This window comes from Streptomyces sp. NPDC006435, from assembly GCF_040612315.1.
In the GTDB taxonomy this organism is placed as follows: Bacteria; Actinomycetota; Actinomycetes; order Streptomycetales; family Streptomycetaceae; genus Streptomyces.
Window position 1 is genome coordinate 69,879 of sequence record NZ_JBEXPY010000001.1, and the last position, 21,780, is coordinate 91,658.

Genomic DNA, 21,780 nt, shown 5'->3' on the forward strand with positions numbered 1-21,780 from the left:
GCCAGCGGTGATTCAGGCGACGGGCGGAGCCGGGACACCGCCGCGCCACCTGCGGCGCACCGCCCCGGGGCCGCCGGGCCGGAACACGGCCCGGCCCTCTGGCAGCATCGAAAACCGGACGCGCGTCGCCGACGCCCGCCACCGACATCCACCACCGACGCCCGCCACCCACGTCTGCCGCCGCCCCGCCCCGCCCATGGGAGACGCCTCGTGCCCGAGCCCGCCCCGCCCGCACGGAACCCCCCGAACCCCCTGAACCCCTCGACGACCTCTCCGGCGGACCCCGCCCGTACGAGGCGGGCGTCCGCCCTCCCGTACGAGGAGGTCACGGAGCCCGGCTACCCCGCCGCGTACACCGCGGGCCTGCTCATCGAGCCCACCGGGGACGGGGCCGTCCTGACCGGCACCTGCCCGCGCTGCCACTGCGCGACGGTCTACACCTGGACCCGCTCCGTCGTCCGGTCCGCGCCGCGCGTCGTCCGGTCCGGGACCCCCGGCACGGGGCTCGTGCCGGTGCCGGTGCTCTGCGTCTGCCGGACCGAGCACCCGGGCCGGCCCGGCGACGAGGAGGGCTGCGGGGCGTACTGGAACATCCTGCTGGAGGGGGCGCGGCGATGACCTGGCGCGCCGTACCGGGACCGGCCGGGACCCCGGCCGACCGGCTCGCGGCCCGCCACCACCGCGCCCTGCTGCGCCGGGAGCTGCCCCGGGTCCGGGAATCGGCGCTGGCCTGGCGCAACGGCCTCGCCGCGCTCCTGGCCGGACTCGTCGGGTTCGGCCTCCTCCGGGGCCGCAGCGACATCGGCTCGCTCGCCGCCCCGTACGCCGCCACCGTCGGCGCCGTGCTGCTCCTCGCGCTCCTGTGCGGTGCCGCGGGCGGCCTGTCCCTGCTGCGCGCCGCCCACGGCCGGCCGGCGACCGCGGGCGACACCGACGCGCTCCGGCTCGACAACGTCGCCGCGGACCACACCGAGGCCCTGCGCGCCGCCCGGTCCCTCGCCCGGGGCGTACCGCTCACCCTCTGCTGTGCCGCGCTGCTCATCGCGGCCGTGGGGATCACCTGGTACGGGCCGTCGAAGGAGGGACCGCGCGTCTCGGTCACCACCCCCGACGGCACGGTCTGCGGGGAGCCGCTGCGCACCGCCGGGGGCAGGATGACGCTCAGAACCGACGCCGGCCGGGTCACCGCGGACCTCGGCCGGGCCACCGCGGTGCGCGCCGTGACGTCCTGCGCCCCGCTGCCGGCGGGCGGCTGACAGCGGGGCGACGAGGACACCCGACAGAGGCACCGGGCGTGGGCACCGGGCGGCGGTACGCGCGCGGCGCCCGCGTTCATCCGACGGGCCGGGTGTCCTCATGGGTGTAGAAGATGTAGAACGCGCTGACGAACATCCCCAGCCCCACCGAGAGCCCGAGCGCCGAGGAACGCAGCACGCTCGAATTGGTCAGGCCCACCAGCAGGCCGATCGCCGCCGCCGTCAGCGCGCCGTAGGCCACCGCCCGCACCAGGGGCAGCATCCTGCGCTGGATCCTGCCGAGCCCGTAGCAGAGGACCGTGAGGACCACCGCGGTGATCAGGCCGTACCAGAACTGCCGGGTGCCGCTCGCGCCGTTGTTGCGGAGGATGAAGGACGCGTAGAGGCCGTACGCCGCGCCCAGCGTGACGGGAATGGCCCAGGAGAGCACGCTGCGTCCGCGCGCGTGCGCCCTCCGTCCGCGTGCCGGCGTCGCTGCATGTGTGGCCATGGCGGGGATCTCCTTCCGTCGCCCCTCGTTCCCTCCAGGGCACACCCGGCCGGGCCGCCCGGCAACTCGGATGGCGTACGGGCCGGGGCACGGCGCCCGCGCACACGATTCCCTGGAGGGATGCGGACGCACCTGTCGACGGCCCTCTCGGTGGTACTGGTGGTGGTCCTGGCCGTCCTCGTGCCGGTCGGCGCCCTGTCCGCCTGGGTCGATCTGGAGATCGACGACACCGACCGCTACGTCGAGGCGGTGGCGCCGCTCGCCTCCGACCCCGAGGTGCGCGAGACCGTCAGCGACCTCATCACCGACGGGGCGATGAAGCGGATCGACGCCGGACCGCTCCAGAGCACCGTGCGGGACTTCCTGCACCAAGCGGTGCTGTCGTTCACCACCACCGACGCCTTCCGAACCGCGTGGAACGCCGCCAACCGCACCGCCCACGAGGCCGTCACCGCCGCCCTGGACGGCGACACCGGGGAGGCCGTGACCATCGACCTGGCACCCGTGACCGCGCAGATCCGGCAGAACCTCGTGGACAACGGGGTGCCGTTCGCCGACCGCATCCCCGTCCAGCACACCGACATCACGCTCGTCTCCGCCGACCGCGCCGACCAGCTGCGCCAGTCCTTCCGGCTGCTGCGGGCCGGCGGCGTCCTCCCCGCCGTGGGCACGCTCGTGCTCGCCGTCCTGGCCGTGGCCGCGGCCTGGGCGCGCGGCGGCGGGCCGGGGCACCGGCGCTCCGGGGCCGCCGCGCTCACGGCCGCGGCGGCGGCCGGGCTGGGCTTCGCGCTCGGGGCGCTCGTGCTGCGTGCGGTGCTCGCGGTCGCCCGCGACCGGGTGCTGTCCGAGGTGCCGGACGGCGAGGCGGACGGGGCGGCGGCGGTGTACGACGCGTTGACCGCCTCGCTGCGCACGACGGTGTGGATCGTGTTCGCCGCCGGGCTCGCGGTGGTGGTGTGCGCGGTGCTCGCCCGGCTCCTGATCGCCCGCCACCGCCCCGGCCCGCGACCGGGCCGGCCGGAGGGAAAAGGCTGACCCCGGACGGCCGACCGGGCTCGAAGCGCAGGGGCGGGCGGGCTCGGAACGCGGGCCGACCGGGCTCGAAGTGCGGGGGCGGGCGGGCCGAAAAACAATGGTTCCCATGACTGCCGGATCGGGGACGACTGAGAGGTCTTCCGCATGCGAGCCATAGCCGTCGGCGCGTTCCGGGCCGACCCCGCGCTGGTGGAGATGCCCAAGCCCGAGCCGGGTACCGGTGAGGTACGGGTCAGGATCGAGTACGCCGCGCTCAACCCCTGCGACTGGCAGACCGTGCGGGGCGCCCCCGGTGCCCCGGCCACCGCCCGCGTCTTCCCCCTGGTCGTCGGCGTGGACTTCGCCGGCCGGGTGGACATGATCGGCCCCGGCGACAACCGCTTCCGGGTCGGCGACCAGGTCTTCGGCCGGGTCGCCGGAGCCGCGTCCGGCAGCGGCACGTACTGCGACTACGTGTCCGTGCCGCAGGACTCCGCGATCGCCCTCGTGCCGCCCGGCCTCCCCCTGCGGGCCGCGGCCGCCCTGCCGTCCGCCGGGATGGCCGCCGCCCAGATCCTGGAGGGCGCGGCGCTCCGCGGCCACGAGACCCTGCTGGTCATCGGGGCCGCGGGCGGCGTCGGCAGCTATCTGACCCAGCTCGCGTCGGCCCGCGACATCCATGTGATCGCCGTCGTGCGCGGCGCCGAGCACGAGCGGATGGCCGCCCTGGGCGCCGCCGCCACCATCGACGTCACCGACCGCCCCTTCGACGAATCCGTGCGCGCGGCCTGCCCGGACGGCGTCGACGCGCTCGTCGACCTGGTCTCCACCGCACCGGACGCCTTCGCCGTCCACGCCGCGCGGGTGCGCGACGGCGGCATCGCCCTCACCACGCACGGCGTCGCCGCCGGGGCCGCCCTGCCCCCGGGCGTGACCGGCGTCGACTTCCGGCTCGAACCCACCCCGGTCCTGCTCGACGTCCTGGCCGCGGGCGCCGCCGAGGGCGTCCTGCGCGTGCCCATCGACATCGAACTCCCGCTGGAGAAGGCCCCGCAGGCCCTCGACCGGAACCGGACGGGCGGCGCACGCGGCAAGACCGTCATCGTGCTCTGAGCCCCGTGCCCGTATCCCCGCACCCGTATCCCCGCACCCGCCCCCGTACCCGTTGACCCCGTCCCCACCCCGTCCCGAAGGAGAGGTCATGGACGACCCGGAACACGACATCATCGACGACATCGGCACCCTCGTCTCCGAGGAACGCGAGCTCCGCGACCGCTCCGTGCGGGAGTCGGGCCTCGGCCCGGACGAGAAGGCCCGGCTGCACGCTGTTGAGGTCCGGCTCGATCAGTGCTGGGATCTGCTGCGACAGCGCCGCGCACTGCGCGGGTCCGGCGAGGACCCCTCCACCGCGAGAGTCCGGCCGGCCGATGAGGTCGAGGGCTATCAGGGCTGAACGCAGAACCCGGGGGGACGCATTGACCGAGGCGGAGACCGGGGACGGCCGCAGGCGCGTGGCCCCGCCCCCCTGGCTGCTGAGCGGGCTGCGGCCCCAGCCGTCCACCCCCGTCCCGTGGGCCGCGGTCCTCCGCGCCTCCGTCGCGCTGGCGACGCCGCTCGCCGTCGGCTTCGCGCTCGACCGCCCGGCGTACGGCGCGCTCGTCTCCATGGGCGCGCTCTCCGGCGTCATCGGCGACACCGCCGACGCGTACCGCATGCGCATCCTCAACATCGCGGTGCCGCAGTTGTTCGGCGCGCTCGGCGTGATGCTCGGCACCCTGGTGTACGGGACCGGCTGGGCGGCCGTCGTCGCGCTGACGCTGGTCGGTCTGGTCTCCGGGATGATGTCGACGATCGGCGCCGTCGCCTCCGTGTCCGGGCTGCTGCTCCTGCTCAACGCGATCGTCGGGGCCGGGCTCCCGCTGCCGGAACCCTGGTGGGTGGCGCCGCTGCTGCTCACCGTCGGCGGCCTGTTCGTCCTCGCCCTGACCCTGCTGGCCTGGCCGTTGCGGCGGGCGCTGCCGGAGCGGGTCGCGGTCGCGAACACCTATCTCGCCGTCGCCGACCTGCTCGCCGCCGCGGGCGGCCCCGGCTACGAGGAACAGCGCCAGGCCGTCACCCAGTCGCTCAACACCTCGTACGACCTGATCCTGGCCCGCCGGGCCCGCTACCACGGCCGCAACAGCGCCATGGTGCGGCTGCTCGCCCAGCTCAACGTCGTCATCCCGCTCGTGGAGGCGGCCCCCGCGGTCCACGTGCGCCGGATCACGCTCCCGGACGAGATCCCGGCGGCGGTGCGCGAACTGGCCGTCGCCGTCGAGGAGAGCCGCACCGGCCGCCCCGAACTCGTCCTGCCCGCCCCCGACTCGCCCGCGACCCGGGCCGTGGACAGCGCGCTGCGGCACGCCGCGGTCGTCGTGCACAAGGCCGACCCCGATCCGTACAACGTCGACGACCGGCTCGGCAGGCCCGCCGCGCTCGGGGTGCGCATCCGGCGGACCACCCGCGACGTGCTGTTCTCCGGGGCCTCCTGGCGGTACGGGCTGCGGCTCGCCCTGTGCATCGGCCTGGCCCAGGCGCTGACCTCGCTGATCCCGGTGACCCGCTCCTACTGGGTGGCGCTGACCGTCACGTTCGTCCTCAAGCCGGACTTCGGCTCGGTGTTCTCCCGGGCCGTGCTGCGCTCGGTGGGCACGGCGGCCGGCCTCGTGATCGCCGCACCGGTGCTGGCCGCGGTGCCGATCGGCTGGTGGGACGTGCCGGTGATGATGGTGCTCGCGGCGCTGATCCCGGCGCTCACCGCGAAGGGGTACGCGTTCCAGACCGCGGCCATCACCCCGGTCATCCTGCTCCTGTCCGACCTGCTGAACCACCAGGGCTTCCACCTGGTCTGGCCGCGCTTCCTGGACAGCCTGATCGGCTGCGCCATCGTGCTGGTGGCGGGCTACCTGCTGTGGCCGGAGAGCTGGCACGTCCGGATCGGCCACCGGCTCGCGGACGCGGTGACGGACATCGCCGCCTACGTGGCGTACGCGTTCGAGCTCGACGTCCCGACCGGTCCGGGCGGCTCGACCGGTCCGGGTGGTCCGGGTGGCTCGCGGGACGGGGACGGCGGTTCGCGGAACGGAAGCGGCGGTTCGGGCGACCGGGCGGAACGGCTGCGGGCCCGGCGCCTCATCTACCGCAACCTGTCGGTCGTCCGGTCCGAGTTCCAGCGCGCGCTGACCGAACCCCCGCCGGTCGGCACCCGGGCCGCGGCCTGGTGGCCGCTGGTCGTCGCGGTCGAACGCATCGTGGACGCGGCGACGGCGGCCCGGGTCCGGATCAACCACGGAGCGCCTCCGCCACCACGGGAAGAGGTGGCCGAGATCCATCGGCAGCTGCTGGAACTGGCCGACGGGATCCGGTCGAGCGAGGTCCTGGTGGAGGTGCGCGCCGAACTGCCCGGTGACGAGAAGGGCGTACTGGCCCCGCTGCGCCAGGAGGTGGCGGCGGCCCGCGCGATCGCGTCCCCGCAGCCGTGACCCCGCCGCGGCAGCGGTGGGCCCGGTCCGCAGACCCCGGTCAGCCCGCGGGGCCGCCGCCCCGCAGCCGTTCCATCTCGCGCCGGTCCCGCTTCGTCGGCCGCCCCGCGCCCCGGTCCCGTACCGGAACCTGGATCGCCGCCTCGCGCGGCGGCGGGGGCGGGCTGTTGTCGACGAAGCACTCCACCGCCACCGGCGGACCGACCCGCTTCTTCACGATCTTCGACACGACCACGATCCGGTCCCGGCCCGCGTGCCGGAGCCGCACCTCGTCGCCGACGCGCACCGTCTGGGCGGGCTTGGCGCGCTCACCGGCGACCTTCACATGACCCGCGCGGCAGGCGGCAGCGGCCTGCGAACGGGTCTTCGTCAGCCGGACCGACCAGATCCAGACATCGACCCGAACGCTGCCCTCCGCCTGCGGCGCCTCACCGGAAACCATGGGACCGACTGTAGTGCGGTACGGGGACGGGCGGACCGGATCGTTCACCGGCCCGCCCGTCCCCCGCGTACTCCGTACTCCGTGCTCCGTGCTCCGTGCCTCAGCCGAAGCTGCTGATGACGTCGGACATGCTGTAGCCGTACAGCTCGCGCTCGCACGCTCCGCACTTGCTCGGCGCGTGCTCGCTCAGCGACCACAGCTTCGGCGCGAAGCCGTCACCGCGCCCGTGCGCGAGGTAGAGGTCCTCGGGCCCGAACGACGACTGCAGGGTCTTCGTGTTGCCGACGAGCTGGTCGACCCCGTCGACCGTGCCCGGCGTGGCCTGGAGCAGCCGCCCGTTGTCGTAGCCGTTGCTGCGGTGGAAGTACCACTTGCCCTCGTACCGCATGACGCCCTGGATCTTGTGCCACAGCGCCTCGTCGCCGAACTTGGCGCCGGTCGGCAGGCCGTAGGCCAGGTCGGCGGAGGCGGTCTTGCCGGTGGCGCCCTCGACCGCGGCCACCAGGTCGGCCATCGGGTACGTGCCGACCCGGCCGGGGCTCGTACCGCCGGAGTTGGTGTTGCAGTACTCGCCGAGGACCATGTGGTCGGTGCCGGTGCGGTCCAGCGAGATGTACGAGGCCTTCGGGCGTCCGGTGGCGTAGCACTGGTTCTTGCTGGTGGAGCCGCCGTTCTTCGCCGTGGTGAACTTCAGCGTGGCGACCTGCGGCATGACGTAGCGGTAGCCGTAGCCGTACCAGACGTTGTTCTGCCGGCCGACCCTGCGCTTGTCCGTGACGTTGCTGGTCAGGCCGTCCGGCGTCGGGTCGTCGACGTCGGTCTTGTTGTCCGGGTTGAGGTCCATGATCCTGCGCAGGTCGAAGACCCGCATGCCGTTGGCGGTGTCGGCGACGTACAGGTAGTTGCCGTACCAGACCATGCCGCCGGCGTGGATGCCGTTCTGCGCGGCGCAGGAGGACGTCACCTCGGTGAGGCACTTGCCCTCGCGCGCGTGCAGCGCGTCGAAGGAGATGTGGTCCTTGGAGTTCATGTACGGCCAGACCAGCAGCACATGGCGGTACATCTTGGTCGCCTGGTTGAAGAAGCTGACCCGGATGCCCTTCTCGTTGCAGGCGTCCCCGGTCGGGCTCAGCAGGCAGTTGTCCTTGCCCGAGAGGTAGTCGCTGCGGCCCGGGTTCTCCGCGTCGTAACTGGCCACGGCGATCGGCTCGGCGTTGGACGTGCCCCAGTCCTCGTCCTCCTGCGCGTCCGACACACCGGTGATGGCCTGCGGGACCCACTCCGAGGAGGTGGCGTCGTCGCTCTTCCAGCAGACGCGGGGGGAGGCGGTCAGGTCGGGGCCGTAGATACCGGTGTCCCCGCAGTCGCTCCCCCAGCCGGCGGGCCGGTTGGCCTGTTCCATCAGCTCGGTGAGGCCCTGCGTGGGCAGCCCGTCGTACAGCTTCCCGACGAGGGCGGAGATGTCGGTGCCCTTGGCCAGCTTGAAGTCGGCGGCCCGGCCCGGAACGGGGGCCGCGGCGAGCGACGCCTTCGGGGCGGCCGAGGCCGTTCCGGCCTCCGTCCCCGCGAAGTCGTCCTGCTCGCCCTCGTCCTCGTTCTCGAAGCCGTCGTCCGGCATGCCCTCGTTGCCCGGTACGGGATCGTCCACCGCCGGTGCGACGGACGGCCGGGAGGCCGCCGGGACGGCGGTGGCACCGGCCGCCGGAGCGAGTACGGAAATCAGCGCACCGGTCGCGACGACACAGGCCGCAAGACGTGCTCGACGAGAGGGTTTCCCCATGTGAAGGCCCTTCTTCGCAATGCTGGTGAACAACGGACAACGGTGCGCCTGACTTCACGTCAAGCGCACCGGCCGATCACGTTAACAAGGCAGTTCAGGGCTTTGTCAGTGCGTTCGGACGAAGCACATCAGGCCCGCACGACATGCGCACAGGACCCGGCGGAGACTCCCCCAGGACCCGGCGGGGAATCGTTGCGCCGCTCGTCCGCGCATCGTTTTCCCCAGGGCGGGCCGTGCCGACGAAGGGCCGGATCCGGCCGCTAACCTTACGTATCCGCCCTGGCCAGGGATCAATTCCCACAGGTCGGACATTCATCGCACCCAACTCACGCGAAAGGCCTCGCCCATGGGCATTCGGAGCTTGCTGCGCAAGGTGTTCGGCCGTGACCGCGCGGAGCAGGACGCGCCGGCGGCCACGGTCCCGCCCCAGACCGAACGCACCGCGCCCGCGGAGTCGGAGCCGACGGCGGAGTCGAAGCCGGTCGCGGAGCCGACGGCCGAGCCGAAGCCGGAGCCGGAAGCGGCGACGGCCCCGGTGGGCGACCCCGCCCCGGCCGCCGGGGCCACGATCCCGGCCCCCTCCTCGCCGCTGTCCGCCGAGCGCGACGACAGCACCGGCCTGGCCTCGGACCTGGTGGCAGCCGCCTTCGACAAGCCCTCCGTCCCCACGGTCCCGGCGCAGGGCTCGGCCCCGGAGGAGAAGACGGCCGAACCGGAGCCGAAGCCGGAGCCGGTCGCGGAATCGAAGCCGGAGCCCGAGCCCGAGCCGGAGCCCGCAGAGGCAGAGGTCACCGAGGCCCCCGAGCCGAAGGCCGCCGAGCCCGGGACTCCCGTCAAGGCCGAGGTCGAGACGGAGACCGAGACGGAGACCGCGCCCGAGCCCGAGGCGACGTCCGTACGGCCCGAGCCGGAGCCCGAGCCGGAGCCCGAGCCGGCCCCGGTGGCCGAGACCGCCACCGAAACGACCGAGGCCGAGCCCGGGGCGAAGCCCGTCGAGCCCGTCGAGCCCGTCGAGCCCGTCGTCGAGCCCGCCCCGGTGGCCGAAACCCCCACCGGACCCGAGCCCGTCGCGACCGAGCCCGAGGTCGAGCCGGAGCCCGCAGAGGCAGAGGTCACCGAGGCCGTCGAGCCCGAGGCCGCCGAGCCGAAGGCCACCGAGCCCGACCCGGCCGCCGAAACCCCGGCCTCGAACGCCGAAACCCCGGCAGCCGAGACCTCGGTGCCCGCCCCGGCCCCCGCCCCCAAGCCCGCCCTCACCCTCGCCCGGGTCAAGTCGCGTGCCCCCGGCCTCGTCGCCCCGTACAAGGCCGCCCAGGCCGGACTGAAGGCGCACGGGCTGACCGGGCTGCGCGCCACCGTCTACCTGGTCCTCGACCGCTCCGGCTCCATGCGGCCGTTCTACAAGGACGGCAGCGCCCAGCACCTGGGCGACCGCACCGTGGCACTCGCCGCGCACCTCGACGAGGACGCGACCGTCCCCGTCGTCTTCTTCTCGACGGAGATCGACGGCACCGGCACGGTCGGCCTCGCCGACCACGAGGGCCGGATCGACGAGCTGAACGCGGGCCTCGGCCGCCTAGGCCGGACGAACTACCAGGCCGCCGTCGAGGAGGTCGTCGCGCACTACGAGGGCTCCGGGGCCACCGGTCCCGCCCTGGTGATCTTCCAGACGGACGGCCCGCCGGACGCCAAGCAGCCCTCCAGGCAGGCGCTGGCCGACGCGGCCCGGCTGCCGCTTTTCTTCCAGTTCGTCGCGTTCGGCGAGCAGGACGCCAAGGGCTTCGACTTCCTGCGGAAGCTGGACGCCCCGAACGCCGGGTTCTTCCACGCCGGCCCCGCTCCCCGCGAGGTCGCGGACGGCACGTTCTACCGCGAGGTGCTCGCCGCGCTCCCCGCCTGGCTCGACGCCCGCGGGACGGCGCCCGACGCCTGATCCACCGGCAGCCGTACGGTCACGGCGAGCCCGCCCCCGGGGCCCGGCACCGCCGTGACCGTACCGCCGTGCGCCAGCGCGATGGACCGCACGATCGACAGGCCGAGGCCGGAACCGCGCCCCATCCGGTCCCGGCCCTCGCCCCGCCGAAACGGTTCGAACAGCCCCGGGATGTCCGCCGCCTCCACCACCGGCCCGGTGTTGCGCACCTCCAGCAGCGCCCCGCCGCCGTCCGCCGTCAGCGACACGTCCACCGACCCGTCGGGCACGTTGTAGGTGACGGCGTTGGCCAGCAGGTTCGCCACCAGTTGCGCGAGCAGCAGCCGGTTGCCCCGGACCACCGCGCGGGAGCCGGCCCCGACCCGCACCCCCGGATGCCGGGCGGTCTCCTCCGCCACCACGTGCGCCAGGTCCACCGCCTCCCGCTCGCCCTCCGCGAGCCCGCGCTCGCTGCGCGCCAGCACCAGCAGCCCCTCTATGAGCCGCTCGCTGCGCCGGTTGTTGTCCAGGAGCGTCTGCCGGGTCCGTACGAGATCCTCCGGGGACGGGTCGTCCAGCCCGATCTGGATCGCGGCCCGCTGGGTGGCGAGCGGCGTCCGCAGCTCGTGGGAGGCGTTGGCGATGAACCTCCGCTGGCTGTCGAACGCCTTCTCGAGCCGGGCCAGCAGCGCGTCGAGCGTGTCGCCGAGCTCCTTCAACTCGTCGTCCGGGCCGCTGGACGCGATCCGCTCGTGCAGATTGTGCTCGGAGAGCCGCCGCGCCTTCGCGGTCATGGCGTGCACCGGGCGCAGCACCCGCCCCGCCGTCCACCAGCCCACGCCGACCGCGCACGCCGTCATGACGAGCAGCGAGGCCACGGACCACATGAGCAGCTGGTGCCCGGCCGCGTCGCTGACGTTGTCGGTGAGGTCGTAGACGGTGGGCGGTCCGAGGCTGCGCCGGGTGATCAGCGGGCCGTTCACCGCGTAGCCGGGCTGGATCACGGCCGCGGTGCGGGCGATGTCGCGCGCCTGGGAGTCCGTTCCGGCCCGGGAGGCCAGGTTGACGGTGGTGAGCAGCGCCGTGCCGAGGATCAGGAACACCCCGCCGTACACCAGCGCGATGCGGGCCCGGATCCTGGAGTGCGGCGCCCCCGACAGCCACTTCACAGCGCGTACCCCACACCCTGCACCGTACGGATCACGGCCGGTTCCCCGAGCTTCCCGCGCAGCTTGCTCATGCAGACCCGGACCGCGCCGGTGAACGGGTCGGCGTTGGCGTCCCAGGCCCGTTCCAGCAGCTCCTCCGCGCTGACGGCCCCGCCGTCGGCCTCCAGCAGCAGCTGGAGCACCGAGAACTCCTTCGGCGAGAGGTCCAGCTCCCGCCCCTCCCGGGAGGCGGTGCGCCGCACGGTGTCGAGCCGGATGCCGTGCCGTTCCAGCTGCGGCGGCACGGGGCGGGCGCTGCGGCGGCGCAGCGCCCGTACCCGCGACACCAGCTCGGGGAACTCGAACGGCTTGCCCAGGTAGTCGTCCGCGCCGAGGTCGAGCCCGGCGACCCGGTCCTCCATGGAACCGGCGGCGGTGAGCATCAGGATCCTGGTCCGGGAGCCGGCGGCGACGAGCCGCCGCGCCACGTCGTCGCCGTGCACCCGTGGCAGGTCGCGGTCGAGGACGACGACGTCGTAGTCGTGCAGCCCCAGGTAGGCGAGGGCGGCGTCGCCGCTGTACACCGTGTCGACGGCGAAACCCGCGCGCCGCAGCCCGGTGGCGACCAGCTCCGCCAGGATCTCCTCGTCCTCGGCGACCAGTACCCGCATCGTGATGTCCCCTGCCTCGTGCATGCGCGTCCACTCCCTCCCAGGATGCGTCTTTGCTACGGGAAGGCATGTTTCGCAAAGGTCTCCGCACCCGTGAGCGGGTTTATCGGTGTGAATCGATCTCCCGCAGGCCGTTAGGATTTCGACCATGGCGGCCACTGGATCCGAGAAGCAGGGGGCGACGGCGTACTACGTCTCGACCCCCATCTACTACGTCAACGACGCTCCTCACCTGGGCCACGCCTACACGACCGTCGCAGGCGACGTGCTCACGCGCTGGCACCGCCAGCGCGGCGAGAAGGTGTGGTACCTCACCGGCACGGACGAGCACGGTCAGAAGATCATGCGCACTGCCGAGGCGAACGGCGTCACCCCGCAGGAGTGGTGCGACAAGCTCGTGGAGGAGGCGTGGAAGCCCCTCTGGGAGCACCTGGACATCGCGAACGACGACTTCATCCGTACGACGGAGAAGCGCCACACCGACCGGGTGCAGGAGTTCGTGCAGGACCTGTACGACAAGGGTGAGATCTACAAGGGCGGCTACGAGGGCCCGTACTGCGTGGGCTGCGAGGAGTACAAGCTCCCCGGCGACCTGATCGAGGACGAGGACGGCGTCAAGCTGTGCCCGATCCACAAGAAGCCGGTGGAGATCCTCAAGGAGGAGAACTACTTCTTCAAGCTGAGCTCCTACGGCCCGAAGCTGATGGAGTTCTACGCGGACAACCCGGACTTCATCCAGCCCGAGTCCGCCCGCAACGAGGTCGTGAACTTCGTCAAGCAGGGCCTCCAGGACCTCTCCATCTCCCGCTCGACCTTCGACTGGGGCGTCCCCGTGCCGTGGGACGAGAAGCACGTCATCTACGTGTGGGTCGACGCCCTGCTGAACTACGCCACGGCGGTCGGCTACGGCGCCAACCAGGAGAAGTTCGACGGGACCTTCCCCGCGAACGTGCACCTGGTCGGCAAGGACATCCTCCGCTTCCACGCGGTGATCTGGCCCGCGATGCTGATGGCGCAGGGCCTGCCGCTGCCCGGCCGGATCGCGGCCAACGGCTGGCTGATGGTCGGCGGCGAGAAGATGTCGAAGTCGAACCTGACGGGCATCAAGCCGCAGGACCTGACCTCGCACTTCGGCGTGGACGCCTACCGCTGGTACTTCCTGCGCGCCATCGCGTTCGGCAGCGACGGCTCGTTCTCCTGGGAGGACTTCTCCGCCCGCTACACCTCCGAGCTGGCCAACGACTACGGCAACCTCGCCTCGCGCGTCGCCGCCATGGTCGGCAAGTACTTCGACGGGGCGCTCCCGGAGGCCACCGCCGCGGGCGACGCCGAGAAGGCGGTCCGGGACGGGCTGGCGAAGGCCGTCGCCACGGCCGACCGGAAGATCGGCGAGGAACTGGACTTCCAGGCCGGCATCCTGGCGATCTTCGACTTCGTGAAGCAGGTCAACGGCTACATCACGGAGCAGGAGCCCTGGAAGGTCGCCAAGGACGACTCCCCCGAGGGCCGGGCCCGCCTCGCGACGATCCTCTACACGGCCGCCGAGTCGCTGCGCGGCGTCGCGGTCCTGCTGAACCCCGTGATGCCGGAGACCTCGCAGAAGCTGTGGGACTCCCTCGGCGCCGAGTCGTCCCTGGGCGCGCTGGCCGACCAGCGCGTGCAGGACGCCGGCACCTGGGGCCGTCTCCCGGCGGGCACGACGGTGACGAAGGGCGCGGTGCTCTTCCCCCGCCTGGAGGAGAAGCCCGCGTAAGCGGCCCCCGCACGCACGGCGAAGGGCCGGCCCCCGCACCCGCGGGGACCGGCCCTTTCCGGTGTCCGGGTGTCCGGGTCAGCGGACCCAGCTCTTCAAGGGTTCGGTGTCCAGCTCGATGCCCACCGGGTCGGGCAGCTCGACGGTCTTCCCGTAGGGCACGGTCACCACCTGCTCGTACCTCACCCCGTCGGGCTGCGAGTGCACCTTGACCTCACAGGTGTCGCGGTCGATGAGCAGGTAGACGGGAATGCCGGTCTCGGCGTACGCACGCGGCTTCTCGACCCGGTCCCGGCGGTCGGTGTCCTCGTCGTACGAGGTGACCTCGACGACCATCAGGACACCGGCGGGGTCGGCCCATTCGCCCTGTCCGACGAAGGTGTCGAGCGGGGCGAGCGCTCCGTCCGGACGAGCGTTGCCCCTGCGGTACGAACCGACGTGCAAGCCTTGTGCCGCGAACAGCCAATTGCCGGGGTCCGTCCGCAGGCACAGGCGGGTCAGCCACTCGATGATCCGCCCACGGGCCCCGTCCCACCGGGCTTTGGGCACCGGCTTCCCGTTCACGAACTCCAGCCACGGTGCTTCCTCGCCCCGCGCAGCATGCCAGGCAAGTACTTCGAAGGCTCCCTGAGCGAGCGCGCTCTCCTCGGCCTCGCTCATCACTGCCTCCTGAAGGGAAACGGGTCACGTCCAGCGTACGGGCCCGTCCTCCGGCCCGTTTCCGGTTCACCGCTCCAGGGCCTCCGCGTCACCCATCACGACGACGGGCTTCTTCGCCGGATCGAGGGCGCTCAGGAGTTCCCGCATCCGGTCCTCGGGGAGCGAGATGCAGCCCTGGGTCGGGCCGCCGTGGTCGACGTGGATCCAGATGCCGCCGCCGCGCTCCTGGCCGAGCGGACGTTCCCGGTCCAGGGGGGTGACGCCGGGGACGCGGTTGTAGTCGATGGCGACGACGTAGTCGAAGGACCCTTCGAGCGACTCGCCCTCGAACCCCTCGCCGCTCACCGAGAACAACGGGTCCTGGTCGTAGGGGAACGCCGTCCCGGGCGGGTCGAGCAGGCCGCCCGCGTGCGTCAGCCCGTAGACGCCGACCGGGGAGCGGAGGTCGCCCTCCCAGTGCTCGTCGGTCCAGCCGTTCAGGGCGTTGTGGGCCGGCCAGCGGGACGTGACGGCCTGCCAGCCGAGGGCCGGGTTGTCGCGGGTGTAGAGGACCGCGCTGGACCGGCTGGAGTCGTAGTCCTCACCGGTGACGACGAACACCTGCCCGGCGTCCGCCGGGATCGAGGCCCGGGTCCTCGGCCCCAGCGCGGGGATCTCGCGCGGCCGGACGATCGGCGCGCGCGGCCCGGGGGCGGCCCGTTTTCTCACCCCGTCGCCCTGCGGGCCCGCGACACCGGCGGACGTCGTGGCACTCGCCCCGGCGGCGGTGCCGGGAGCGGCGGAGGTACCGGAGGTGTGGCCGCAGGCCGTGAGCAGCAACAGCGCGGCGGCACAGGCGCCGAGGTGGGCGGCGTACGGGGGACGCCGGACAGCCGACGGGCGGGACACGGACACGGGAACTCCTCAGCGTTCGGTCATGGGTGGGGGACAGCACCGGCGACCTCCCCGTCACGCCTCTTGCTGCCGACCCCAGTTAACGCCGCGTCGCACGAGCGCGAATCCGCACGAGGGCCATACGGCTGTACCGCCCGCCGTTTCCGCGCGCCGAAAAGTCCCCGGCCGGTCGCTTGCGTGTAGGTTCCGGGCCTTCCCGTTCCGCGAGGAGCCGGAGGGCGACTGAGGCCGGGTCAGGGACCGGTGCCACCACGGCAGACGTCCTCCGCGCGGGTGGTGGCACAGGACACGGGTACGGCACGGTGTCGGAGCACGGCGGGTCCGGGACCGGCTTTCCCGCATGCCGCGTCTCGTGTTCGATGGCGGTCATGAGGACCGAGGACGAGACCCCGAGGACCGAGCGCGTCCTGCTCGTGGAGAGCCGTGCCGATCCGGGCGCGCTCACGGGCATGGGCCGGGGGCTGCCCCGGCCCGCCGGGAACGAGGTCGCCCTCTTCCTCTCGTACAACTACGCGGAGGTGCCGGTCGGTCGGCGCTTCGGCTGCTGCTTCCGGCGCGCGGACGAGAGCGACGTCGTCCGGGTCGCGGTCACCGTCGTCGCCGTGACCCAGCAGTTCGGGGTCGTGTGGGACGAGATCCCGCACGGCTGGAAGACCCTGACCGTGCTGAGGTTCGAGCCGGAGGTCCCGGCCATGGTCCGCGACCTGCCGGAGGCCGGTGTGTGGTTCGATCGGCCCGTCTCCGTGTACATCTCCGACACGGCCACCTGGGAGGCCCGGACGGTGGCCGGGCCGGAACACTGAAACAGCCCCCGGCCGAGGTGGCCGGGGGCTGTTTCACGTGGAACCGAAGCGGAACGGGTGACGCTTACTTCGCGCCGGTGTCCCGTGCCACGGAGTCCTTGGGGTCGGCCTTGTCCTTCGTCGTCGCGGCGACCGGCTTGCGGAGCTGGATGTTCAGCTCGCGCAGGCGGGACTCGTCCAGCTCCGTCGGGGCGCCCATCATCAGGTCCTGGGCGTTGCCGTTGAGCGGGAAGGCGATCGTCTCGCGGATGTTCGGCTCGTCGGCCAGCAGCATCACGATGCGGTCGACGCCCGGGGCGATGCCACCGTGCGGCGGGGCGCCGAGCCGGAAGGCGCGGAGCATGCCCGCGAACTCGTGCTCGACGGTCTCGCGGTCGTAACCGGCGATCTCGAACGCCTTGAGCATGACGTCGGGCTCGTGGTTCCGGATGGCGCCGGAGGACAGCTCGATGCCGTTGCAGACGATGTCGTACTGCCAGGCGAGGATGTCCAGCGGGTCCTTCTCCTCCAGGTCCTTCATGCCGCCCTGGGGCATCGAGAAGGGGTTGTGGGAGAAGTCGATCCTGCCGGTCTCCTCGTCCTTCTCGTACATCGGGAAGTCGACGATCCAGCAGAACCGGAAGACGTCCTCCTCGAAGTGGCCCGCGCGCTTGGCGGCCTCGACGCGGACGGCGGACATGATCTTGGAGACCTCGTCGAACTCGCCCGCACCGAAGAACACCGCGTGACCGGGGACCAGGGACAGCCGCTCGGTGAGGGTCTTGACGTCGGTCTCGGTGAGGAACTTGGCGATCGGACCGGCCAGCGTGCCGTCCTCGCCGACGCGGACCCAGGCCAGGCCCTTGGCGCCGTGCTGGACGGCGTAGTCGCCGAGGCCGTCGAAGAACTTGCGGGACTGACCGGCGGTGTCCGGGACCGGCAGGGCGCGGACGTGCTTGCCGGCGAACGCCTTGAACTCCGAGTCGGCGAAGACGTCGGAGATGTCGACCAGCTCCAGCTTGGCGCGCAGGTCGGGCTTGTCGTTGCCGTACTTCAGCATCGACTCGCGGAACGGGATGCGCGGGAACGGCGAGGTGACGTGGCGGCCGTTGCCGAACTCCTCGAAGAGCTCGGTCATCAGCTTCTCGATCGGCTGGAAGACGTCCTCCTGCTCCACGAACGACATCTCGACGTCGAGCTGGTAGAACTCGCCGGGCGAACGGTCCGCACGGGCGTCCTCGTCGCGGAAGCACGGCGCGATCTGGAAGTAGCGGTCGAAGCCGGAGATCATCAGCAGCTGCTTGAACTGCTGCGGGGCCTGCGGCAGCGCGTAGAACTTGCCCGGGTTCAGCCGGGACGGGACCACGAAGTCACGGGCGCCCTCGGGAGAGGTCGCGGTGAGGATCGGGGTCGCCATCTCGTTGAAGCCGAGGGCCACCATCTTGGAGCGGATGGCGGCGATGACGGCCGAGCGCAGCATGATGTTGCGGTGCATGCGCTCGCGGCGCAGGTCGAGGAAGCGGTACTCCAGGCGCCGCTCCTCGTTGACCCCGTCCTCGGTGTTGATCGTGAAGGGCAGCGGGGCGGCCTCGCCCAGCACCTCGACCTCGGTGACCTCGATCTCGATCTCACCGGTCGGGAGCTCGGGGTTGACGTTGTCGGCGCCACGCGCGGAGACCTTGCCGTCGATCCGTACGACGGTCTCCTTGGTGAGCTTCGACAGCGCCTCGTTGCCGGGGGTGCCGGGGCGGGCCACGAGCTGCACCAGACCGTAGTGGTCGCGCAGATCGATGAAGAGGATGCCGCCCAGGTCTCGGCGATTGTGCAGCCAGCCGCTCAGCCGGACGTCGGTGTCGACGTCAGAGGCGCGGAGCTCGCCGCAGGTGTGGGACCTGTACCGATGCATCGTCGTTCATCCAGTCTTCGCGATTCGGGGTGGATTCAGCCTCCCCAGGCTACCGCCCGCACCCGCACCGGTTCATTGACATTGGCGCGGCCAGGATCGTCCGGGGCCGTACGGGCCGCCCCGAAGGCCCTGCGGACCGGCCCCGGACGGCCTCCGCGACCGTCCCCGGGCGGCCGTCCTCGGTGGCGTTCACGGAGCAGATCTTCTTAAAGTGGGGCAATGCGCACCGAGGACGTCCTGGCCGCGACGGCGACCGGCCTGTGGCGCTGGGACAGCGGAGCCGGGACCGTCGCGCTCGACGCGGAGGCCACCCGGCTGCTCGGCCTTCCCCTGTCGGCCGGCGTCTTCCGCGAGTCCGTGGTGCGTTCCCGCTTCCACCCCGTGGACTGGAACGAGATCCACGGCCTGATGGGCCTCGCGTTCGCCGAGAACACCCTCGCCGAGGCCCTGGTGCGGATCGTGGACGACGAGGGCAGGGTGCTGCGCACGGTGCGCAGCCGTTCCCGGCCGCTCCCGGCCGGGGAGGCGAACGGCACCCGCTACGTGCTGGTCGGCACCGTCCAGGAGGTCACCGAACCGCAGCCCGGCGCCACCGGGGTGCCCACACCCATCACCGGCGACTGGCGCCGCTCCCGCGAGGCGTTCCTGCTGGACGCGGGCCGGGCGCTGGCCGAGGCCCGGTCCACCACGGAGGTGCTGCGGGTCGCCTCCTCGCTCTCCATGCCCGGGTTCTCGCCGGACGGCCTGGCGGTCTTCGGCGTCGCGGGCGACCGGCTGACGGTCATCGGGCACCACGGGCACAGCATGGGCGACGAGGACCCGTTCAACGACATGTCGCTGGAGACGGACTACCCGGCCGCCGAGGTCGTACGGACGGGGCGGGCGATCTACCTGCCCTCGCCGGAGGAGTACCGCCGCCGCTACCCGGTCACCTGGCCGCTCGCGAGCCGGTTCGGGCGCCGGTCCTGGGCCTTCCTGCCGCTGATCGTGGCGGGGCGCACCATGGGCGCCTGGATGGCGGGGTTCCGGCACCCGGTGTCGTTCTCGCCGGACGAGCGGTCCGTGCTGACCACCGTGGCCCGGATGCTCGCACAGGCACTGGCCCGTGCCGGGGTCGCCGAGACCGAGCGGGAGCTGTCGCTGGGGCTCCAGCGCTCGATGATGCCCTCCCTCGGCCCGGAGATCCCGGGCATGACGGTCGCCGCCCGCTACGTCCCGACCGGCGGCGGGCTCCAGGTCGGCGGCGACTGGTACGACATGATCCCGCTGCCGAACGGCCGCATCGCCCTGGTCATCGGTGACGTCCAGGGCCACGACGTGCGGGCCGCCGGGCTGATGGGGCAGCTGCGGATCGCCCTGCGCGCGTACGCCGCCGAGGGGCACCGTCCGGACGCGGTGCTCTCCCGCGCCTCGCGCTTCCTGTCCGGGCTCACCGACGCGTACGAGAACGGGGAGGCGGTCGGGCCCCGCTTCGCGACCTGCCTGTACGCGGAGGTCGACCCGGAGACCGGCACGCTGGACATCGCCCGTGCGGGCCACCCCGACCCCGTGGTGACGACCGCCGACGGAACCGCGCTGATCCGCCAGACCGAGGGCGGGCTGCCGCTCGGCGTCGAGGCGGACGCCGACTACCCGACGAGCCGGCTCACCCTGGAACCCGGCGAAACGATCATGCTCTGCACGGACGGGCTGATCGAGACCGGCGGCCACGACATGTTCTCCGGCTGGCTGCGGCTGCGGCCGATCATGGAGCGGCACACGACCGACCTGGAGAAGCTCGCCGACGCCCTCCTCCAGGTCGTGCACGGACCGGCGGCGCGCTACATGACCGGCCCGCTGGCGGACCGCCGGGAGGACGACATCGCGCTGCTGCTGCTGCGGCGCGACGAGGGAGCGGCCCGGCAGACGGCGCCCCGGCGCACCGCGCTGACCATCGCGCAGGCCGAGCCGGAGCGGATCGCGGCGGCCCGGCAGCAGTTGCGGGAGCTGCTGCACGACTGGGCGGACCCGGAGCAGGTCGACGCCGCGGTGCTGATGATCTCCGAGATGGCCACCAACGTCCTCGTCCACACGGACGGGGACGCGCTGATGGTCGCGCAGGCCACGGGGGAGCACGGCGAACGGAGGCTGCGGGTGGAGGTGGCCGACGGCAGCGACGAACTGCCCCACAAACGGCGTCCCGGCGAGATGGCCTCCAGCGGCCGGGGACTGGTCCTGATGGAGATGCTCGCCGACGCGTGGGGGGTCGATCCGCGGGGCGCGGGGAAGTCGATCTGGTTCGAGCTGCAGGAGTCGGAGCCGGCAGGGGCCACGCAGGGGGAGGCGGCGGACTCCGTACCCCAGGCCCCCGAGGACTGAGCCGGCTCCGGGGTTCCCGGAAGGCCCCGCCCTCAGCCGGCGGACGGACCGGGGGCCCCGCCCCCGGATGGCCCGCCCCCGGAAATCCCGTCCCCCGGAGGCCCGCCCTCCCCCGGCGGCCCGGGGCGGTCGCCGCGCAGCTCGCCGATGGCGCCGAAGGCCGCCGCGCAGACCGGGACCGCGAGCAGCATGCCCAGCAGCCCGGCCACACTGGCCCCCGCGGTGATCGCGATCATGACCATGGCGGGGTGCATCTGGACCGTACGGCTCTGGATCATCGGCTGCAGGACGTGCCCCTCCAGCACCTGCACGGCGAGCACCACTCCCAGCGCCCAGAGCGCGATCACCAGCCCCCGGTCGGCGAGCGCGACCAGGACCGCGACGGCACCGGAGATGAAGGCCCCGAGGTAGGGGATGTAGGCGCCGACGAAGACCAGCGCCCCCAGCCCCACCGCACCGGGCACCTGCAGGATCAGCAGGCCGACGGTGATGCACACGGCGTCGATCAGCGCGATGAACGTGGTGCCGCGCATGAAGCCCTCGACGGCCTCGAAGGCCCGCCGCCCCATGGCCTCGATCAGGTCCCCCGTGCCGCGCGGCGCGATCGTGTGGGCGAGGCTCGCGGCCCGGTCGGAGTCGCGCAGGAAGAAGAAGGTCAGCAGGAGGGCCAGCACGCCGGTGGCGACGAGCGAGCCGACCAGGCTGAGCCCGGAGAGGATTCCGCCCGCCGCGCTCGCGCCGAACTTCTCGACGATCTTCCGGGCGTTGGCCACGAGGTCGTCCGCGTCGGTGTTCTCGCCGATGCCGAAGTGGTCGATGATCCACTGACCGGCGTCCTTCAACGACCGGACGATCTGGTCGCCGGTGTCCACGAGCGCGGTGACGACGATGTACCCGGCGCCGCCGACCACCGCGACGAGCAGGACGCAGGTGAGGCCCGCCGACAGCGAGCGCTTCAGACCGGCGGCGGTCAGCCGGCGGTCGACCGGGCCGAGCAGCGCCGTGCCGAGCAGCGCGAGCAGCACCGGGGTGACCGCCGTCTTGAGGATGATGCACAGCCAGATGACGACTGCGGCGACCCCGGTGACGAGCAGGGCGACGACGCACCAGGCGGCCGTGCGCCGCGCCGCGTCGGGCAGAAGGGGTTTGTCGGTCTGCACCCTCCCAGCCGACCACGGCGCGGGGGCCGTGTC

The 21,780-nt window shown here is 72.8% G+C and carries 19 protein-coding genes; 10 read left to right on the top strand and 9 right to left on the bottom strand.

Features of this window, described 5'->3' with window-relative positions; genetic code table 11:
* The first annotated feature begins 210 nt into the window (after positions 1-210).
* Together ABZZ04_RS00310 and ABZZ04_RS00315 are read left to right on the top strand one after the other, a co-directional pair.
* Complete coding sequence (locus ABZZ04_RS00310; RefSeq protein ID WP_356929956.1) at positions 211-618, top strand: hypothetical protein; 408 nt, start codon at positions 211-213, stop codon at positions 616-618.
* The gene (locus tag ABZZ04_RS00315) at positions 615-1,256 is read left to right on the top strand and encodes a hypothetical protein (RefSeq protein WP_356929957.1); all 642 of its coding nucleotides are present in this window, start codon (positions 615-617) and stop codon (positions 1,254-1,256) included. Before ABZZ04_RS00310 ends, ABZZ04_RS00315 begins: the two co-directional genes overlap by 4 nt.
* A 76-nt stretch (positions 1,257-1,332) precedes the next feature.
* Here ABZZ04_RS00315 and ABZZ04_RS00320 read toward each other — a convergent pair whose 3' ends face one another.
* The gene (locus ABZZ04_RS00320; protein ID WP_356929958.1) at positions 1,333-1,746 is read right to left on the bottom strand and encodes a hypothetical protein; all 414 of its coding nucleotides are present in this window, start codon (positions 1,744-1,746) and stop codon (positions 1,333-1,335) included.
* 120 nt (positions 1,747-1,866) lie between these two features.
* On the opposite strand from ABZZ04_RS00320, the gene ABZZ04_RS00325 reads away from it, so the two are divergent.
* The 4 genes from ABZZ04_RS00325 (at position 1,867) to ABZZ04_RS00340 (ending at position 6,281) form a co-directional block, all read left to right on the top strand.
* The gene (locus tag ABZZ04_RS00325) at positions 1,867-2,781 is read left to right on the top strand and encodes a hypothetical protein (protein ID WP_356929959.1); all 915 of its coding nucleotides are present in this window, start codon (positions 1,867-1,869) and stop codon (positions 2,779-2,781) included.
* A 144-nt stretch (positions 2,782-2,925) separates the two neighbouring features.
* Entirely contained in the window at positions 2,926-3,873 is a 948-nt protein-coding gene (locus ABZZ04_RS00330; RefSeq protein WP_356929960.1) for an NADP-dependent oxidoreductase, read from the top strand.
* 88 nt (positions 3,874-3,961) lie between these two features.
* Positions 3,962-4,213 carry a DUF2630 family protein gene (locus tag ABZZ04_RS00335; protein WP_356929961.1) on the top strand — a complete coding sequence of 84 codons (252 nt, stop codon included), beginning with the start codon at positions 3,962-3,964 and terminating at the stop codon, positions 4,211-4,213.
* Positions 4,214-4,271: 58 nt separating this feature from the next.
* Positions 4,272-6,281 carry an FUSC family protein gene (locus tag ABZZ04_RS00340; protein WP_356930237.1) on the top strand — a complete coding sequence of 670 codons (2,010 nt, stop codon included), beginning with the start codon at positions 4,272-4,274 and terminating at the stop codon, positions 6,279-6,281.
* A gap of 40 nt (positions 6,282-6,321) precedes the next feature.
* On the opposite strand, the gene ABZZ04_RS00345 is transcribed toward ABZZ04_RS00340, so the two are convergent.
* Complete coding sequence (locus ABZZ04_RS00345; protein WP_356929962.1) at positions 6,322-6,723, bottom strand: RNA-binding S4 domain-containing protein; 402 nt, start codon at positions 6,721-6,723, stop codon at positions 6,322-6,324.
* Positions 6,724-6,823: 100 nt separating this feature from the next.
* Entirely contained in the window at positions 6,824-8,503 is a 1,680-nt protein-coding gene (locus ABZZ04_RS00350) for a hypothetical protein (protein ID WP_356929963.1), read from the bottom strand.
* Between the two features lie 346 nt (positions 8,504-8,849).
* On the opposite strand from ABZZ04_RS00350, the gene ABZZ04_RS00355 reads away from it, so the two are divergent.
* Positions 8,850-10,436 (top strand): VWA domain-containing protein, encoded by a 1,587-nt coding sequence (locus ABZZ04_RS00355; protein ID WP_356929964.1) that lies wholly within the window; start codon positions 8,850-8,852, stop codon positions 10,434-10,436.
* Here the strand turns inward: ABZZ04_RS00355 and ABZZ04_RS00360 are convergent.
* Positions 10,370-11,584 (bottom strand): HAMP domain-containing sensor histidine kinase, encoded by a 1,215-nt coding sequence (locus tag ABZZ04_RS00360; RefSeq protein ID WP_356929965.1) that lies wholly within the window; start codon positions 11,582-11,584, stop codon positions 10,370-10,372. The two genes, ABZZ04_RS00355 and ABZZ04_RS00360, sit on opposite strands and share 67 nt — an antisense overlap.
* Positions 11,581-12,234: a response regulator transcription factor gene (locus ABZZ04_RS00365; protein WP_356930238.1), complete on the bottom strand. Its 654-nt coding sequence runs from the start codon at positions 12,232-12,234 to the stop codon at positions 11,581-11,583. Before ABZZ04_RS00365 ends, ABZZ04_RS00360 begins: the two co-directional genes overlap by 4 nt.
* Before the next feature lie 148 nt (positions 12,235-12,382).
* Between ABZZ04_RS00365 and metG the strand changes: the two genes are divergently transcribed.
* Complete coding sequence (gene metG / locus ABZZ04_RS00370) at positions 12,383-13,987, top strand: methionine--tRNA ligase (RefSeq protein ID WP_356929966.1); 1,605 nt, start codon at positions 12,383-12,385, stop codon at positions 13,985-13,987.
* Between the two features lie 78 nt (positions 13,988-14,065).
* Here the strand turns inward: metG and ABZZ04_RS00375 are convergent, their stop codons facing one another.
* Both ABZZ04_RS00375 and ABZZ04_RS00380 read right to left on the bottom strand, forming a co-directional pair.
* Entirely contained in the window at positions 14,066-14,647 is a 582-nt protein-coding gene (locus ABZZ04_RS00375; RefSeq protein WP_356929967.1) for a Uma2 family endonuclease, read from the bottom strand.
* 66 nt (positions 14,648-14,713) lie between these two features.
* Positions 14,714-15,541 (bottom strand): L,D-transpeptidase family protein, encoded by an 828-nt coding sequence (locus ABZZ04_RS00380; protein ID WP_356929968.1) that lies wholly within the window; start codon positions 15,539-15,541, stop codon positions 14,714-14,716.
* A gap of 368 nt (positions 15,542-15,909) precedes the next feature.
* Here ABZZ04_RS00380 and ABZZ04_RS00385 point away from each other — a divergent pair, with 368 nt between their 5' ends.
* The gene (locus tag ABZZ04_RS00385) at positions 15,910-16,344 is read left to right on the top strand and encodes a hypothetical protein (protein ID WP_356929969.1); all 435 of its coding nucleotides are present in this window, start codon (positions 15,910-15,912) and stop codon (positions 16,342-16,344) included.
* 64 nt (positions 16,345-16,408) lie between these two features.
* Here ABZZ04_RS00385 and aspS read toward each other — a convergent pair whose 3' ends face one another.
* The gene (gene aspS, locus ABZZ04_RS00390; RefSeq protein WP_356929970.1) at positions 16,409-18,229 is read right to left on the bottom strand and encodes an aspartate--tRNA ligase; all 1,821 of its coding nucleotides are present in this window, start codon (positions 18,227-18,229) and stop codon (positions 16,409-16,411) included.
* Between the two features lie 219 nt (positions 18,230-18,448).
* Between aspS and ABZZ04_RS00395 the strand changes: the two genes are divergently transcribed.
* Positions 18,449-20,587 (top strand): SpoIIE family protein phosphatase, encoded by a 2,139-nt coding sequence (locus tag ABZZ04_RS00395; RefSeq protein WP_356929971.1) that lies wholly within the window; start codon positions 18,449-18,451, stop codon positions 20,585-20,587.
* 32 nt (positions 20,588-20,619) lie between these two features.
* On the opposite strand, the gene ABZZ04_RS00400 is transcribed toward ABZZ04_RS00395, so the two are convergent.
* On the bottom strand, positions 20,620-21,747 hold the full coding sequence (locus tag ABZZ04_RS00400; RefSeq protein WP_356929972.1) for an AI-2E family transporter: 1,128 nt from the start codon (positions 21,745-21,747) through the stop codon (positions 20,620-20,622).
* Between the last annotated feature and the right edge of the window lie 33 nt (positions 21,748-21,780).

Coding starts and splice junctions, on each gene's coding strand:
- ABZZ04_RS00345 (WP_356929962.1), bottom strand. CDS start 6,723: ATGGTTTCCGGTGAGGCGCCGCAGGCGGAGGGCAGCGTTCGGGTCGAT.
- ABZZ04_RS00395 (WP_356929971.1), top strand. CDS start 18,449: ATGCGCACCGAGGACGTCCTGGCCGCGACGGCGACCGGCCTGTGGCGC.
- ABZZ04_RS00350 (WP_356929963.1), bottom strand. CDS start 8,503: ATGGGGAAACCCTCTCGTCGAGCACGTCTTGCGGCCTGTGTCGTCGCG.
- metG (WP_356929966.1), top strand. CDS start 12,383: ATGGCGGCCACTGGATCCGAGAAGCAGGGGGCGACGGCGTACTACGTC.
- ABZZ04_RS00320 (WP_356929958.1), bottom strand. CDS start 1,746: ATGGCCACACATGCAGCGACGCCGGCACGCGGACGGAGGGCGCACGCG.
- ABZZ04_RS00325 (WP_356929959.1), top strand. CDS start 1,867: ATGCGGACGCACCTGTCGACGGCCCTCTCGGTGGTACTGGTGGTGGTC.
- ABZZ04_RS00355 (WP_356929964.1), top strand. CDS start 8,850: ATGGGCATTCGGAGCTTGCTGCGCAAGGTGTTCGGCCGTGACCGCGCG.
- ABZZ04_RS00375 (WP_356929967.1), bottom strand. CDS start 14,647: ATGAGCGAGGCCGAGGAGAGCGCGCTCGCTCAGGGAGCCTTCGAAGTA.
- ABZZ04_RS00335 (WP_356929961.1), top strand. CDS start 3,962: ATGGACGACCCGGAACACGACATCATCGACGACATCGGCACCCTCGTC.
- ABZZ04_RS00365 (WP_356930238.1), bottom strand. CDS start 12,234: ATGCGGGTACTGGTCGCCGAGGACGAGGAGATCCTGGCGGAGCTGGTC.
- aspS (WP_356929970.1), bottom strand. CDS start 18,229: ATGCATCGGTACAGGTCCCACACCTGCGGCGAGCTCCGCGCCTCTGAC.
- ABZZ04_RS00385 (WP_356929969.1), top strand. CDS start 15,910: ATGAGGACCGAGGACGAGACCCCGAGGACCGAGCGCGTCCTGCTCGTG.
- ABZZ04_RS00330 (WP_356929960.1), top strand. CDS start 2,926: ATGCGAGCCATAGCCGTCGGCGCGTTCCGGGCCGACCCCGCGCTGGTG.
- ABZZ04_RS00315 (WP_356929957.1), top strand. CDS start 615: ATGACCTGGCGCGCCGTACCGGGACCGGCCGGGACCCCGGCCGACCGG.